This window comes from Lentzea nigeriaca (assembly GCF_016907955.1).
GTDB classification, from domain to species: domain Bacteria; phylum Actinomycetota; class Actinomycetes; order Mycobacteriales; family Pseudonocardiaceae; genus Lentzea; species Lentzea nigeriaca.
Window position 1 is genome coordinate 1,460,395 of sequence record NZ_JAFBCX010000001.1, and the last position, 14,593, is coordinate 1,474,987.

A 14,593-nucleotide genomic window follows, 5' to 3' on the forward strand; every position below is an offset into this window, starting at 1 on the left:
TCTGATGCTTTCGGCATGATGAGCACTGCCGGCGAGGGCCCGGAACTGACCGTGCCTGACGCGACGATCACCGTTCGGATCTCGGGCAAGGACACCGACGGCGCCTACGAGCTGTTCGAGGTGGACGCGCCCCGCGGCGAGGCCGCGCCGCCGCACCGCACTCCGTGGCCGAAGGTCTACTACGTCCTGCACGGGCGCATGGCCGTGTTGCTCGACGGCGAGTTGCACGACCTGTCGCCGGGTGGCGCCATCGTCATCCCGGCCAACGCGCCGCACACGTTCACCGTGCACACGCCGTCGGTGCAGTTCCTGGCGTTCGCGGTGGGGGACGTGATGGGCGCGTTCTTCCGCGACCTGTCGGTGAACGGGTTCGAGGCGCTGGAACGTCACGGGGTGACCCTGTGAGCATCGTGGCCCAGGTCGCGGCCGGTGTCGCGGCGCTCGTGCACCTCGTCGTGTGGGTGTGGGAGGCGTTCTTGATCCACCGCGTGCACTACACGGTGTTCGGGCAACCCGCCGAGGACGTGCCGGCGATCCGGTTGTGGGCGTTCGGGGTGGGGTTCTACAACCTGTTCCTGGCGTGCGGCCTGATCGCCGGGCTCGTCGCCGTGAACTCCGGGCACGAGCTGGTCGGGCGCACGCTGGTGGTCTACGTGTCGTGGTTCATGCTGCTGAGCAGCGTCGTGCTGGCGGTGGCCGATCAGCTGGCGATGAGCAGGCCGCGCAACCAGGCGTGGGGAGGCGTTGCGGGGGAAGGGATCCCGCCGCTGGTCGCGCTGCTGTTCATGTAGGGGCCATGACAGAATTTCGGGCAGTTTCAGTGGATGCGACTGTTTGGGGGAACTGTTCGTGAGGACGATCGAGCTACCCGACGGAGCTGTGATCACAGGGCGCGGCCTGCGTCAGGGCAAGATCGTGGACCCGCATCCGGAGTACGGGGTGTACCTGCAGCCCCGGCCTGTCGACGTGCCGTGGCCGCACGACTGGATCGACTGGCCGGACTTCCGTCTTCCGCGTGACCACGACGCCGCGATCAGGTTGATCCGCGCCCTGCACGCCCGCGCCCTGTCCGGCGAACGCGTCGAGGTGGCCTGCAGCGGAGGCGTCGGACGCACCGGCACGGTCATCTCGTGCCTGGCCGTGCTGTCCGGCGTTCCGGCCGACGAGGCCGTCGCGTGGGCGCGCGCGAACTACCACCCGCGTGCGGTGGAAACACCGTGGCAGAAGCGGTGGGTGCGGCGCTTCCCGTCCAGCTAGCGGCGACCCGGAACGTCGGCGAGGTAGTTCACGCTCAGCAGGGCGCCCTCGCGGCACCACGATGCACCCGTCTGGCCGCGAATTCCCCCGGTGACGTTCCGTATCACCACTAGAGGTCCAGTTCGATCACCGTGCGCTTGTGCACCAGGTCGATCACGCCCGGCGGCACCGAGTCGCCCGCCGCCAGCAGCCGGGGCAGCAGCTCCGCCTCCGTGGTGATGGCGCGGAAGAACACCTCGACCGTCACGTCGTGCTCCGGCCGGCGCACGACGGTGATCTCGTCACCGGGCGCGATCAGCCCTGCCTCGATCACGCGGAAGTACGCGCCCGGCCGCGCCACCTGCGTGAACCGCTTCACCCAGCCGCGCTGCCCGAGGAAGCCCGCGAACGTCCGGCAGGGCACGCGCGCGGCGGAGACCTCCAGCAACGCGGTGCCGATCCGCCACTGCTCGCCGATGAGGGCGTGCGTGTGGTCGATGCCCTGCGTGGTCAGGTTCTCGCCGAACTGGCCGTTGCGCAGGCCGACGCCCAGCTCGCCCTGCCAGAAGTCCAGGTCTTCGCGGGCATAGCCGTAAACGGCCTGGTAGTCGCCGCCGTGGTGGTCCCAGTCGGCGATCACGTCGCCCTGGATGCCGCTGCCGGCGGACTTCTTCGGTCCAGGCGGCCGCACCTCCAGAGGGCCGTCGACGGGGCGCTTGTCGATGGCGGTCGCGCCCTTCTGGGCGTAGTCGACCTCGGTCGTCTTGGACGCGATGTTCAACGAGAGCACGACGGGCATGAGCCCGAGGTTATTGGCCGATCGCCCTGGAGGCGATCGAATTGACGTAGTCCTCGTACTTGCCCACCTTGTAGGTGATCAGGTCCATGCACTCCTGCAGCTGAGCCATCTGCTGGCGCACGCGCTCCTGGTGTTCCTTGAGGATGTCGAGGCGCTGCAGTTCGTTGCCGTCGCCCTGACGGACCAGTTCGGTGTAGCGGCGGATCTCCGGCACCGGCATCCCGGACATCCGCAGCATGATGCACATGCGCAGCCAGTCGACGTCCTGCTGGGTGTACACCCGGCGCCCGCCCGGTCCTCTGTGGACCTGGTTGGCGAGGATGCCCTCCTTCTCGTAGAACCGCAGCGCGTGCACGCTCAGCCCGGTGCGTTCGGCGACCTGCCCGATGCTCAAGCTCATGCACCGAGCATATGTTCTTGACCTAGAGACGACTCTAGTTCCTAGGTTTTCCGGCATGACAATGCGTTACCGCGTACTCGGGGGAACTGGCATCGAGGTCAGCCACCACTGCCTCGGCGCCATGATGTTCGGCCACGTCGCCAACTCTGACCACGACGAGGGCGTGCGGATCATCCACCGCGCACTCGACGCCGGCATCAACTTCGTCGACACCGCAGACATGTACTCGGCAGGGGAGTCCGAGGAGATCGTCGGCAAGGCGTTGCAGGGCCGCAGGGACGACGTCGTGCTGGCCACGAAGGTGCACTTCCCGCTCACCGAGGGCCGCAACCGCAGCGGCAACTCGCGTCGTTACATCGTGCGGGCGGTCGAGGACAGCCTGCGGCGGCTCGGCACCGACTGGATCGACCTGTACCAGGTGCACCGGCCGGACTACAGCACCGACGTCGAGGAGACGCTGTCGGTGCTGACGGATCTGGTGCGGGAGGGCAAGATCCGGGCGTTCGGCTGCTCGACGTTCCCCGCCGAGGAGATCGTCGAGGCGCACCACGTGGCGCTCAACCGCGGGCTGATGCGGTTCCGGACCGAGCAGCCTCCGTACTCGTTGCTGGCGCGCGGGATCGAGCGGTCGGTGCTGCCGGTGTGTCAGCGGCTCGGCATGGGTGTGCTGGTGTGGAGTCCGCTGGCCAGCGGGTTCCTGTCGGGCAAGCACCGGAAGGGCGCGTCGGCCGAGGCCTTCCGGGCGACGCTGACGCCGGACCGGTTCGACGAGTCGCTGCCGCGCAACGCGGCGAAGTTCGACGCCGTGGAGGAGTTGGCGAAGCTCGCCGACGAGATGGGGGTGTCGCTGCCCGCACTCGCGATCGCGTTCGTGACGACGCACTCGGCGATCACCGGGCCGCGCACGATGGAGCACCTGGAGTCGTTGCTGGAGGGAGCTTCGCTGGTGCTGACCGACGACGTGCTGGACCGGATCGACGAGATCGTGCCGCCCGGCGTCGACACCTACGACGCGAACGGGGTCTGGAAGCCCGCGTCGCTGCTGGACGTCCACCAGCGACGCAGGCCCCTGGACCAGCGCTGACTACCAGGCCTGGGTGGTCAGGCCAGTGCCGAGGTAGATCTGGTCGTACCCGTTCCCGTCGTTGTCGTCGGTGTAGACGACGGTGATGCGGCCCCACGGATCGACGCCGACGGCGGGTTCGTTCTGCCTGCCGGTGGCGTTGGAGACCGTGAGCTGCCGCGCGGGGCGGCCGGTGGTGGTGCCGTCGGGGTTGTAGACGTGCGTGTAGACGTCGTCCGCTTCCGCCGTGGTCACCGCGACGCCGAGCTGGTCGTCGATGCCGACCTGCGGGTCGGTGCCGGTCGTCTGGGCGACGGCCCCGCGGGGCGCCCCGGCCGCGGTGAAGGACTGCGTGTGGACACCGGACTGTTCCCACGCGACGGCGAAGTCGCCGTTGAAGTTCGCGGCCACGTCGGGGTGTTTTCCTTGCCCTGTCGTGGTTTGCGCCTGCTTCACGCCGCCGGACGGGGTGAGGATCTTGCGGGCGACGTTCGTGTCCGCCTCCCACACCACGATCGCGTTGCCCGCGGCGCCCATCGCGACCTGGGGCTTGGCATGCGTGCCGCCAGCGTTGTTGACCTGGGCCTCGTAGGTCTTGGACGAGATGGACGCGAACCCGCTCACGCGCACGGTGGGCGGGTTCGTGCCCTGCTTGTCCTCCCACGTGACGGCGAAGGCGCCGGTGTCCGGATCGGCTGCCACGCTGGGAAAGTACTGCTGGCCGTCAGCGCTCGCGTTGGCCGTGCCGGAGCCAGAGACGGTGCCGCTCGTGCTGACCGAGCGGACCGCGATGTTGTAGAAACCGTTGCCGTCCGGGTCTTCCGACCACACGACGACGGCGGTGCCGTTCTCGTGCAGTGCGACGTCGGGCTGCCAGTGGCGCCAGTTGCCGGTGCCGCCGGCGCTCAGCTTCTTCTCGTAGAGGGACGTTCCCTCCTTGTAGAGGCGGATCCAGACGTCGGAGTGGATCGGGTCCTCGGGGTTGCTGGTGTCGCGGTCGTCCTCCCACACGACGGCGGTGTAGCCGTTGCGGGTGGCCGAGGCGGACGCGTTGTCCTGGTCGCCGGTCGAGTCGCTGTTGACCGTGGACCACGTCATGGGCGCGGGGGCGAGCAGGAGGCTCGCGATCAGCAGTGTCTTCACGGCGCCTGCAATCCGGGGTTGGACGACTCGATGACGTAGCTGCCGACGGTCTTGACCGGGTAGTCGCGGACGGTGACCTTGTCGACAGCGCGGAAGTCGACGTTCATCTGGGCCGGCGTGGTGCGGGTGCGGACGTAGCCGCGCAGGTTCTTGAAGTACTTCACGTGCGGGTTCAGCGTCGGGTTGAGGCTGTTGTCGGCCGCGTTGCCGTCACCGCCGGACGTGATCGACGTGGTGACGAGCTCGGTGCCGATGATCCGGTTCTGCGTGCCGTAGTTCTGCATGAGGTTCGCGGCCCAGCTGCGGTGCACGTCGCCGGTGAGGACGACGGTGCCCTTGTTGGCGTTGGTGTCCCAGGCGTTCTGGATGCGGGTGCGGTTGGCGGTGTAGCCGTCCCACGCGTCCATGCTCTTCGCGCCGTCCGCGCTCGCGAGCCGTTGGGCGAAGAACACCTGCTGGCCCAGGAAGTCCCAGGTGCCGAGCTTCTGGCGCAGGCCGTCGATCAGCCACGTCTCCTGAGCGGTGCCGGTGATCGTGCGCGCCGGATCGTCGGCTTCCTGGCAGACCTTCGTGCCGTCGCCGCATGCCTGGTCGTCGCGGTACTGGCGGGTGTCGAGCATGTGGAACGTGGCGAGGCTGCCCCAGCGGACCCTGCGGTGCAGCAGCATGTTCTCCGCGCTCGGGGCCTGGGCGCTGCGCAGCGGCATGTGTTCGTAGTACGCCTTGTACGCGGCCGCGCGGCGGGCCCTGAAGTCACCGGCGGGGCTCGTGTCGTTGCGGACCAGGTTGGCGTAGTTGTTCTCTACTTCATGATCGTCCCAGACGACCAGCCAGGGCGCGGTGGCGTGCGCGGCCTGCAGGTCCGGGTCGGTCTTGTACTGGGCGTGGCGGACCCGGTAGTCGGCCAGGGTGCTGATCTCGGCGGCGGGCGCGAACTGGCGCACCCTCGTGGTCGACGCCGCGCCCTCGTAGATGTAGTCGCCGAGGTGCAGGATCAGGTCGGGGTGTTCCTCGGCCATCCGGCGGTAGGCCGTGAAGTAACCCTCCTCGTAGTGCGCGCACGAGGCGAAGAGCATGGTGAGTTCGGGAGAGGTGCCCAAGGCCGGTGCGGTGAGGGCGCGGCCGGCGGGGGAGATGTGACCGGCGGCGCGGAAGCGGTACCAGTACTCGCGGCCGGGTTCGAGGCCGGTCAGGGTGACGTGGACGGAGTGGGCGCTCGCCTGCGTTGTCGTGAACGTGCCGGTGCGGGTGATGCTCGTGAAGCGTTCGTCGGTGGCGACCTGCCATTCGACGGCGGTGTCGGTGTTCGGCATGCCGCCGAGACCGTCGGCGTTCAGGGGGTTCGGGGCGAGGCGGGTCCAGATGACGAACCCGTCGGCTGCCGGTTCGCCGGACGCGACGCCGAGGGTGAAGGGATAGCCGATGGCGTTGGCCAGCCGCGGGATGAGTGCTCCGGCGCTCGCTCCCGCGAGGCCGCCCACGATGAAGGTGCGTCTCCGTAACGTGGTCATGACCAGCAGGCTTACCGAACGCGGGTAAAGGTCCGCCTAACGGTGTACGGCTTCAAAGTGCTTTCCCACCACGAGAATGCCGCATGGTCGTCGTGGTGGATGTCGAACGCGTCGGCGAGGAGCTCGGCCGCGCACAGCGGGATCCCGGTGTCGCGCACGGCGCGGTAGAGCAGGGCCACGTGGTCGCGGGACCAGGATTCGAGGCGCAGGCCGGGTAATCGATCGGCAGCACAGCAGGGCTGGGCGCACACGACGATGTCGAACCACTCGTCGTCGTGGTCGTTGAAGGCGACCGTGACACCGAAGCGGTCGGGCTGCAGCGCGGTGACGGTGCTGTGGCGCGTCTCGTAGTGCAGCGGGTACGGCAGGGCGGCCAGCCGGCGGGCGGCGTGCAGGTCGGGTCCTCGCAGCGGCACGGGATCGTGGTGCGCGCCGTGGTCGAGGACGACGACTTCCCACGCGCTGCGGGTCAGCCGGAGCGCGGTCGCGAGGCCGGCTATTCCGGCGCCCACCACGAGTGCTGTGGCCATGTCAGCCCCTTCCCCCTAGGATTGAGGCTAGCGAACATTCAGAAATTTCTGAAGACAGATGGGTTCGGTGTGACGGGCGAGACAGATCGCGAACAGGAAGGCCGCAAGGAGGCTGCGGAGCACCTGGCGCTCACCCTGGTCGGGGCGGGCATGCAGCGGATGGCGGCGCGCGTGCTGGCGGCGTTCCTGTTCACCGACTCACCGTCGCTGACCGCGGGCGATCTGAGCGCTGAGCTGGGCGCGAGCGCGGGGTCCGTGTCCGGCGCGATCAAGATGGTCATGCAGATGGGGTTGATCGAACGGGCGCCGGCGCCGGGCAGCCGTCGCGAGCACTACCGGATGCGCGACAAGGCGTGGACCACGCTCTACGGCAGGCAGCACGCCCCGATCGACGACATCCTGTCCGCCGTCGCGCGCGGGGTGGAGGCCGTCGGGCCGGGGCCGGCGCGGGAGCGGCTCGCCTACATGCGGGACTTCTACGAGTTCCTGCTGAGCGAGGTGCCCACGCTCATCGAGCGCTTCGAGCAGCGCCGTGGAGAATCCCGCCCATGATCAGGTCGAGCATCCGCTTGGCCTGGGCCTGGTCGCCGTTCTGGCCGACGGCGACGAGCATCGTCATGACGTCGAGCGGCTCGACCGTCGCGCCGAGCGGGGTCAGCAGCTGTTCCAACGCCTGCGTCATCTTGGCGCGGCTGTGTTCGAACGGGTTCAGGCCGAGGGCGATGACGGCCTGCAGTGCGTCCTTGAGGTCGCGTTTCGTCGCCAGGTAGGCGATGAAACGGTCCATCCACTCCCGCAGCGCCGCCTCCGGGCCGAGGGCCTCGAGCAGCTCGGGCGCCGCGTCGCAGAGCTTCTCCAGCTCGGTGCGGTAGACGGCCTCGATCAGCGCCTCGCGCGTCGGGAAGTGCCGGTAGAGCGTGCCGATGCCGACGCCCGCCTTCTTGGCGATGGCGCCGAGCGTCACGTCCTTCTCGTGGGTGAAGGCATCCAACGCCACCTCGAGCAACAACCCGCGGTTGCGGACGGCGTCAGCACGCACTTTTCACTCCAATGGGTACGCCACTTGCTAACCGGAGGACCCTCCGTTTAGAGTGGAACTCGAACCGGAGGAACCTCCGTTTCAGTGTACGACACAGGTTGGGGAAATCGGATGAGTGAGCGCATCACCACCCCGTTCGGCTTCGAGACCACTGCTCTCGAGGTCGTCGAGGGCGTCGACCTCTCGGGCCGCCGCGCCGTGGTCACCGGTGGGGCGTCGGGCATCGGCGTCGAGACCGTGCGGGCTCTGGCCGCCGCGGGCGCCGAGGTCACCATCGCGGCGAGGAACGTCGAGGCGGGCCGGAAGGTCGCCGCGGAGCTGTCCGCCGCCACGGGCAACGAGCAGATCCTCGTCGCTCCGCTGGAACTGACGTCGCAGGATTCGGTGAAGGAGTTCGTCCGTTCCTGGGACGGCCCGCTGCACCTGCTGATCAACAACGCGGGTGTCATGGCCACCCCGCTCACCCGCACGCCGGAGGGCTGGGAGCTCCAGTTCGCCACGAACCACTTCGGCCACTTCACGCTGACGCTGGGCCTGTTCGACGCATTGCGGGCGGAGGGCGCCCGCGTGGTGAACGTCAGCTCGGCGGGCCACCTGGCGAGCCCGGTGGTGTTCGACGACATCCACTTCGAGCGCCGGGAGTACGACCGCTGGCAGGCGTACGGCCAGTCGAAGACCGCGAACATCCTGTTCGGCGTCGAGGCTGGCAAGCGCTGGGCCTCCGAGGGCGTCACGATGAACGCGCTGATGCCGGGCGGCATCCTGACGGCCCTGCAGCGGCACATCACGCCGGAAGAGCTGCAGGAGCGCATCCGGCTGCGCGGCGGCGACAAGGCGTTGCAGCTCAAGACTCCCGAGCAGGGCGCGGCCACCACGCTGGTGCTCGCCGTCTCGCCGCTGGTCGAGGGCCGCTCCGGCCTCTACTTCGAGGACTGCAACGAGGCCCTGCCGAACACCGGCGGCATGTCGGGCGGCCTCGCCGCCTACGCACACGATCCGGAGGCCGCGGCCCAGCTGTGGAAGGTCTCCGAAGAGACGCTCAAGATCGGGGAACAGGCTTGATCACCACCGGCTACGGCTTCGAGACCACGGCCCTGGACGTGGTCCGGGACGTCGATCTCTCCGGCCGCCGCGCCGTCGTCACCGGCGGCGCCTCCGGCATCGGCGTGGAGACCGTCCGCGCCCTCGCCACCGCGGGCGCCGAGGTCACCATCGCGGCCCGCGACATCGACGCGGCCCAGCGCGTGGCGACCTCGCTGACCATCGCCACCGGCAACAAGAAGATCTCGGTGGCCCGCCTCGACCTGGCGTCGCAGGCGTCTGTGAAGGCGTTCGCGCGCAACTGGGACGGCCCGCTGCACCTGCTGATCAACAACGCGGGCGTCATGGCCACGCCGTTGACCCGCACGCCGGAGGGCTGGGAGCTCCAGTTCGCCACCAACCACTTCGGCCACTTCGCCCTGACCACGGGTCTGTTCAACTCGCTGCGCGCCGAGGGCGCCCGCGTGGTGAACGTGAGCTCGTCCGCGCACCTGATGGGCGACGTCGTGTTCGACGACCTCCACTACGAACACCGCGACTACGACCGCTGGCAGGCCTACGGCCAGTCGAAAACGGCGAACATCCTGTTCGGCGTGGAGGCGGGCAAACGCTGGGCCTCCGAGCGCATCACGATGAACGCCCTCATGCCGGGCAGCATCGCGACCAACCTGCAGCGCCACCTGACCCAGGAGGAACTGCAGGAGCGCATCCGCCAGAGCGGCGCCGCCACGAAGCGCCGCGTGAAGACCCCGGAGCAGGGCGCCGCCACCACCCTGGTCGTGGCCACATCGCCACTGCTGGAAGGCCTGTCCGGCAAGTACTTCGAGGACTGCAACGAGGCCCTGCCGAACACCGGCGGCGTGATCTCCGGCGTAGCCCCCTACGCCCAGGACCCGGAATCCGCAGCCCAACTGTGGAAGGTCTCGGAAGAGACCCTCGCCCTCTGACCCGCGAAACGGCGCTGCCCCCGGCATCCATCCCGCGACGCACTGCTCCCCGGAGGCCGGACTGGCTCCAGCTCCGTCATCCGGGGAGCGCTGCGCAGCGGCTTCCGGTTGTCGCCTTGGCTCATTGGGGGTGGTCGCCACCAACCGTTCGAAGACTGCTCGGTCGTGAGCACACCGGCAGCACGCGTGCGGTGGCGACCGCACACTCCCGCAGCAGTACGCATCGACTGGTCGGATTGCCGGAAGAACGCCCGTGTCGAGAGCGATGACCACGAGCCGCCCCAGCCGCGAGGCGCCGCAGTTCGCGGTAGACGGGTGCGGATGTCGGCGGGATCGGGCACGACGACGCAGAGGTCGACCGGGATTGTGCTGAGAGCCGGGTCGGTGAGGACTGCTGCCAGGTCGTCGAGGTTGTGCCGGACGGCGGGCAGCGCGGCGAGGTCGGGGGTGCGGTAGGTGCTGGTGCGCGTAGGAGCTCGACGGAACGGGGAGGCGCACGTCAGCGCCCGAGGAGGTCGCGCAGGAGCTGGATCGCGTCCGGGCTGAGGGAGACCTCCCGGTTGTCCGGCGCCGTGACCTTCACCGTGACGCCGGTGTGGCGTTGGGCGAGCCACGCCGGGATTGATCTGGCGAGTGTGTCCAGGGCTGGAGCGGAGGCCACGACGGCGAGTTCCACGCCGGAGCCCATCGTGCCGTCCGGTGCCGTGGGCGTGACCGCTTTCAGGCGGCCGCGCGGCTGCGGTTCGTGCCGCAGCCACTCCCACAACGACTCGAGGCCGGTGCGGTGGCCGTCGACGGTGATCGTGACCGTCTCGGGTAACCCCCAGGCAGCGGGCATCTCCGTTCCCGGTGGATGTCGGGAGTGTCGTCGGTCGGCCACGTTCCGTTACGACGGCACTAGAGGTCTGGACCATTTCGTGCTTCAATGGCAATCGGGTCGCCGCCTGAACGCGAGAGGTGAGCGAATGTCTGCCCGTTCGGCGTTGACAGCCCTGCTTCTATTCCTGTCCGTCGTGCTCGTCCCGGCATCCGCGCAGGCGGCCGACACGTGCGCGCTCAAACCCCGCCCGGCGGGCAAGGTACTGCACGGCTACTGGGAGAACTGGGACGGTGCGTCCAACGGCGTTCACCCGCCGTTCGGCTGGACCCCGATCACCGACAGCCGCATCAGACAGCACGGCTACAACGTGATCAACGCGGCGTTCCCCGTGATCCGCTCGGATGGCACCGTGCTGTGGGAGGACGGCATGGACGCCGGTGTCAAGGTGGCCACGCCCGCCGAGATGTGCGCGGCGAAGGCGGCGGGCGCCACCATCCTGCTGTCGATCGGCGGCGCGGCGGCGGGGATCGACCTGAGCTCGGCCGCGGTGGCCAACCGGTTCGTCGCCACCGTCGTGCCGATTCTGAAGAAGTACAACTTCGACGGCATCGACATCGACATCGAGACCGGGCTCGTCGGCAGCGGCAACGTCAACCTGCTGTCGGTCTCGCAGGCCAACCTGATCCGCATCATCGACGGGGTTCTCGCCGCGATGCCGTCGGGCTTTGGCCTCACGATGGCGCCGGAGACCGCGTACGTGACGGGCGGCAGCATCGTCTACGGCTCCATCTGGGGCGCCTACCTGCCGATCATCAAGAAGTACGCGGACAACGGTCGGCTGTGGTGGCTGAACATGCAGTACTACAACGGGTCGATGTACGGGTGTTCCGGCGACAGCTACCAGGCCGGCACCGTGCAGGGCTTCGTCGCGCAGACCCAGTGCCTCAACAAGGGGCTGGTCGTGCAGGGCACCACGATCCGGGTGCCCTACGACAAGCAGGTGCCGGGCCTGCCCGCGCAGCCGGGCGCGGGCGGTGGCCACATGTCCCCGTCGCTGGTGAGCCAGGCCTGGGGCAGCTTCAACGGCCAGCTCAAGGGCCTGATGACCTGGTCGATCAACTGGGACGGCTCGAAGAACTGGACGTTCGGTGACAACGTGAAGCGCCTGCAGGGTCGCTAGAGCACGATGGTGTTCTGGCCGGCGGCGATCCGCCACTCGCCGTCCTCTTTGGACAGGACGTAGAGCGGGGAACCCTCCGCCAGGTCGAGGTGCTCGCCGTCGGGCGTGACGCGGCGCTGGCGGATCTTCACCGCGGCCACGTCCGGGCGGATGAACAGCACGTGCGATACCTCGTAGGTGGCGAGCGCCTCCTTCGTCGAGCCCGGCAGGACCTGGCGGGTGAAGGAGGCGATCTCGTCGCGTCCGAACAGGCGCTTGCCGTGGGCGGTGGTCCAGATCGCGTCCTCACGGAAGAGGTTGATGAAGTCCTCGGGGAGCTCGTTCTGCTGGGCGTGCTGAACGGTGGCGACGAGCTTTTCGATCTCGGTGGTGTCGGTCATGCCAAGATCGTCGTACCTCGACCAAGGTGGAGGTCAAGCCTCTGGTTGTTGCACATCGGGCCGTTCGAGCGATCTCCTGGGCATGGTGGTGTCTCGGCGACGGTTCCGGGGCCGCGTCCGGCGGCCCCGCGAGCGTGCGTCGCGCGGGATGACGGTGGCGGAGGTGGTCACCGCGCTCACCGCGCTCGGCGCGCTGGTCTTCACCGGGTTGTCGCTCAACGCCACGCGCGACCAGGTCGGCGCGGCCCAGCGGCAGAACGCGGTGGCCGAGCAGGGGCAGCTCACCGATCGCTACACGAGGTCCGTCGAGCAGCTCGACCGGACCGGGCCGGATCATCTGCAGGGGCGCCTCGGGGCCATCTACGCGCTGGAACGGCTCGCCAAGGACTCGCCGCGCGACCAGCCCACGATCGTCGAGGTGCTGTCCGCCTTCGTCCGTACGAACCGGGCACGCGCCTCTTCGGACAGTCACATGTCGAAGTGTCCGGAACCGACGGCGTTGCCGCCCGACGCGAAAGCCGCACTAACCGTGCTGGGCCGGCGCGACACCAGCCAGGACAGGGGAGCGAGGACCGACCTGACCTCCGCCTGCTTCAACGGCCTCGACCTGCGCAACCTCCCGTTGCACAACGTCGACCTGAGCTTCTCCGACCTCCACGACTCCGTCCTCAGCGGAACCGGCTACCGCAACCTGCGGCTGCGTCGCGCGAACCTGGAGAAGGCCGATCTGGGGCGGGCGGACCTGACCTCGATCGCGGATCTCACCGGAGCCAACCTGCGGGGTGCCGATCTGAGCGGGGCTCTGCTGCGCGAGGCCGACCTGGAGAAGGCCGACCTCTCGGGCGCGGTGCTCGCGCGGGCCGATCTGAGCCGGGCGCGGCTGGTGCTCACCGACTTCCGCGGTGCGAACCTCACCGACGCGCAGTGCATCGGCGCCGACCTGAGCAGCGCCGACCTGAGCGGTGCTGTCCTCGGCAGAACGCTGCTGCGGGACGCGAACCTGCGGGCAGCCGCCCTGCGTTCGGCCGACCTGCGGGGAGCGAACCTGGCCGGTGCGCAGCACAACGACGACACCGACGTCCGTGACGCGCTGACCGACGCCTCGACCGTCGAGAAGTGGTGGTGACGCCTCCGCCAGCACCGGGTCACGTGCGGGGTGCGACCCGGGACTCGTAGGAGTTGGGCCTGTAGCCGGGGTTGAAGAAGCAGCCCGTGCCGTACTTCTCGTCGTGGCCTGGGCAGCTGTGCGCGACCAGGTAGGGGTTGGCGCGCAGCCCGAGCTTCTCCCACTTCGCCAGCGCCTGCAACGCGGAGGCGTACTCGGCGTCGCTGAGCGCACTGTGCGTGGCCTCGTTCGTGAACGTCTGCACGAGGTTCCACCACCGCCCGGCCTTGAGCACGGTGTCGCGGTAGGCGGACTCGTGCTCCACGAACGCCGTCGGGTCGCCGATCGCGTGCATCGACAGCACCGGGATGTCGATCTTCCCGGTGAGGTCGCTGTCGTAGGCCAGGGCAGCCCGTGCCTCGGGGTCCGCGGAGAACCGTTCCACGCCCGCGTTGAGGGCCGCGTCGTCGTGCGAGCCCTGGTACCGCACTCCCGCGTTGCTCCACGGGTTCTGATCGCCCAGTCTGTTGTGGACGATGTCGCGGAACGTGAACGTCGCGAAGTTGAGATGGGAGTTCAGCGTCTCCTCGGGAATCTTCGTCACCGCGAGGATGTCATCCAGCTTCTGCTGCTGCTCGGGAGTGCGATTCCCCGCTGTGCCAAGACATTCCTCGATGCGGCCGCGCAGCCCGGCGGTCGTCGTCGTGGAACCCGGACGCAGGCCCTGCCACAGCGGGTACTGCACCTCGGTCGGGCGCGGGTGGTTGCCGCAGTAGTACTGGTAGACCACGCGCAGGTCGACGCGGTAGTCGTAGCCGCGCGAGCCGCCGGCCAGGACGCCGCTGGTGAGCAGGGCCGCGTCGTAGCCCCGGTAGAGCTCGATGGTCTTGGCCGCCACGTTGCCGCCCCACGACTGGCCGTGGAGGTAGACCTTGTGCGGCTTGAGCATCGCGCTGACCAGCTTGCGCAGGTTGTCGGTGTCCTCCGCGGCCATCCGCGTGCCGTAACCGCCTCGCCGGTAGGAGGTGCCCGCCCACGCGTAGCCCTCCTTGACCATGACGGCCCAGCGGTTCAGGTCGTCACGCGTGCGTTCGGGCGTGGGATCGCCCAGGTCAGGGCCGCCGTGCGAGTGCACGACCAGCGTCCTGTTCCACTTCTTCGGCACGGCGATCGTGTAGTACGCACCGTTGGCGTCTCTGCCCTCGTAGCAAGTGGTGCCAGTGGGGACGTTCTCCGGGCACGGCGCCGTGGGAGGCAATGGCGCGGGCGCGGCGACGCTCGCGGCGAGTGCGAATGCCAGCAGGACGTTCATGGCGGGAATCGTGGGCCCGGCTCCACCTGTGGTCCAGCTCACTCCGGCAAACTTGGGATACCCCTGACGTCGCGACGATCGCGGTAC

The 14,593-nt window shown here is 68.9% G+C and carries 18 protein-coding genes; 9 read left to right on the forward strand and 9 right to left on the reverse strand.

What is annotated here, in order from left to right; genetic code table 11:
* Window positions 1-15: 15 nt before the first annotated feature.
* The 3 genes from JOD27_RS05920 to JOD27_RS05930 all read left to right on the forward strand — a co-directional run bounded on the left by JOD27_RS05920 (window position 16) and on the right by JOD27_RS05930 (window position 1,257).
* Window positions 16-405: a cupin domain-containing protein gene (locus JOD27_RS05920; RefSeq protein ID WP_204761028.1), complete on the forward strand. Its 390-nt coding sequence runs from the start codon at window positions 16-18 to the stop codon at window positions 403-405.
* The gene (locus JOD27_RS05925; protein ID WP_204761029.1) at window positions 402-791 is read left to right on the forward strand and encodes a DUF1304 family protein; all 390 of its coding nucleotides are present in this window, start codon (window positions 402-404) and stop codon (window positions 789-791) included. The genes JOD27_RS05920 and JOD27_RS05925 overlap by 4 nt, the downstream gene beginning before the upstream one ends.
* Before the next feature lie 88 nt (window positions 792-879).
* Complete coding sequence (locus JOD27_RS05930) at window positions 880-1,257, forward strand: protein-tyrosine phosphatase family protein (RefSeq protein WP_307829920.1); 378 nt, start codon at window positions 880-882, stop codon at window positions 1,255-1,257.
* Window positions 1,258-1,366: 109 nt separating this feature from the next.
* Here JOD27_RS05930 and JOD27_RS05935 read toward each other — a convergent pair whose 3' ends face one another.
* Window positions 1,367-2,035: an MOSC domain-containing protein gene (locus tag JOD27_RS05935; RefSeq protein ID WP_204761030.1), complete on the reverse strand. Its 669-nt coding sequence runs from the start codon at window positions 2,033-2,035 to the stop codon at window positions 1,367-1,369.
* 10 nt (window positions 2,036-2,045) lie between these two features.
* Window positions 2,046-2,435, reverse strand: a complete 390-nt coding sequence (locus JOD27_RS05940) for a MerR family transcriptional regulator (protein WP_204761031.1) — start codon at window positions 2,433-2,435, stop codon at window positions 2,046-2,048.
* 61 nt (window positions 2,436-2,496) lie between these two features.
* Here JOD27_RS05940 and JOD27_RS05945 point away from each other — a divergent pair, with 61 nt between their 5' ends.
* Window positions 2,497-3,519 (forward strand): aldo/keto reductase, encoded by a 1,023-nt coding sequence (locus tag JOD27_RS05945; protein ID WP_204761193.1) that lies wholly within the window; start codon window positions 2,497-2,499, stop codon window positions 3,517-3,519.
* On the opposite strand, the gene JOD27_RS05950 is transcribed toward JOD27_RS05945, so the two are convergent.
* Genes JOD27_RS05950 through JOD27_RS05960 form a run of 3 tightly spaced genes read right to left on the reverse strand, consistent with a single transcriptional unit; the run spans window position 3,520 to window position 6,682 of the window.
* Window positions 3,520-4,641 carry a hypothetical protein gene (locus JOD27_RS05950; RefSeq protein WP_307829921.1) on the reverse strand — a complete coding sequence of 374 codons (1,122 nt, stop codon included), beginning with the start codon at window positions 4,639-4,641 and terminating at the stop codon, window positions 3,520-3,522. It lies immediately after the preceding gene.
* The gene (locus JOD27_RS05955; RefSeq protein ID WP_204761032.1) at window positions 4,638-6,152 is read right to left on the reverse strand and encodes an alkaline phosphatase D family protein; all 1,515 of its coding nucleotides are present in this window, start codon (window positions 6,150-6,152) and stop codon (window positions 4,638-4,640) included. Before JOD27_RS05955 ends, JOD27_RS05950 begins: the two co-directional genes overlap by 4 nt.
* Before the next feature lie 11 nt (window positions 6,153-6,163).
* A complete protein-coding gene (locus tag JOD27_RS05960) occupies window positions 6,164-6,682 on the reverse strand; it encodes an NAD(P)-binding protein (RefSeq protein WP_204761033.1) in 519 nt (172 codons plus the stop codon).
* A 69-nt stretch (window positions 6,683-6,751) separates the two neighbouring features.
* Between JOD27_RS05960 and JOD27_RS05965 the strand changes: the two genes are divergently transcribed.
* Window positions 6,752-7,234, forward strand: coding sequence for a GbsR/MarR family transcriptional regulator (locus JOD27_RS05965; protein ID WP_307829922.1), 483 nt, complete (start codon window positions 6,752-6,754; stop codon window positions 7,232-7,234).
* Here JOD27_RS05965 and JOD27_RS05970 read toward each other — a convergent pair.
* On the reverse strand, window positions 7,191-7,721 hold the full coding sequence (locus JOD27_RS05970) for a TetR/AcrR family transcriptional regulator (protein ID WP_204761034.1): 531 nt from the start codon (window positions 7,719-7,721) through the stop codon (window positions 7,191-7,193). The genes JOD27_RS05965 and JOD27_RS05970 overlap by 44 nt on opposite strands.
* Window positions 7,722-7,832: 111 nt before the next feature.
* Between JOD27_RS05970 and JOD27_RS05975 the strand changes: the two genes are divergently transcribed.
* Together JOD27_RS05975 and JOD27_RS05980 are read left to right on the forward strand one after the other, a co-directional pair.
* The gene (locus JOD27_RS05975; protein WP_204761035.1) at window positions 7,833-8,783 is read left to right on the forward strand and encodes an SDR family NAD(P)-dependent oxidoreductase; all 951 of its coding nucleotides are present in this window, start codon (window positions 7,833-7,835) and stop codon (window positions 8,781-8,783) included.
* On the forward strand, window positions 8,780-9,709 hold the full coding sequence (locus tag JOD27_RS05980; RefSeq protein WP_204761036.1) for an SDR family NAD(P)-dependent oxidoreductase: 930 nt from the start codon (window positions 8,780-8,782) through the stop codon (window positions 9,707-9,709). The genes JOD27_RS05975 and JOD27_RS05980 overlap by 4 nt, the downstream gene beginning before the upstream one ends.
* Window positions 9,710-10,208: 499 nt before the next feature.
* Here the strand turns inward: JOD27_RS05980 and JOD27_RS05985 are convergent, their stop codons facing one another.
* Window positions 10,209-10,547 carry an effector-associated constant component EACC1 gene (locus JOD27_RS05985; protein ID WP_204761037.1) on the reverse strand — a complete coding sequence of 113 codons (339 nt, stop codon included), beginning with the start codon at window positions 10,545-10,547 and terminating at the stop codon, window positions 10,209-10,211.
* Window positions 10,548-10,674: 127 nt separating this feature from the next.
* Between JOD27_RS05985 and JOD27_RS05990 the strand changes: the two genes are divergently transcribed.
* Window positions 10,675-11,709, forward strand: a complete 1,035-nt coding sequence (locus JOD27_RS05990) for a chitinase (protein WP_204761038.1) — start codon at window positions 10,675-10,677, stop codon at window positions 11,707-11,709.
* Here JOD27_RS05990 and JOD27_RS05995 read toward each other — a convergent pair.
* On the reverse strand, window positions 11,706-12,089 hold the full coding sequence (locus JOD27_RS05995; protein WP_204761039.1) for an SgcJ/EcaC family oxidoreductase: 384 nt from the start codon (window positions 12,087-12,089) through the stop codon (window positions 11,706-11,708). The two genes, JOD27_RS05990 and JOD27_RS05995, sit on opposite strands and share 4 nt — an antisense overlap.
* A gap of 148 nt (window positions 12,090-12,237) precedes the next feature.
* Between JOD27_RS05995 and JOD27_RS06000 the strand changes: the two genes are divergently transcribed.
* On the forward strand, window positions 12,238-13,215 hold the full coding sequence (locus JOD27_RS06000; protein ID WP_204761040.1) for a pentapeptide repeat-containing protein: 978 nt from the start codon (window positions 12,238-12,240) through the stop codon (window positions 13,213-13,215).
* 19 nt (window positions 13,216-13,234) lie between these two features.
* Here the strand turns inward: JOD27_RS06000 and JOD27_RS06005 are convergent, their stop codons facing one another.
* Entirely contained in the window at window positions 13,235-14,506 is a 1,272-nt protein-coding gene (locus tag JOD27_RS06005) for an alpha/beta hydrolase family protein (RefSeq protein WP_204761041.1), read from the reverse strand.
* Between the last annotated feature and the right edge of the window lie 87 nt (window positions 14,507-14,593).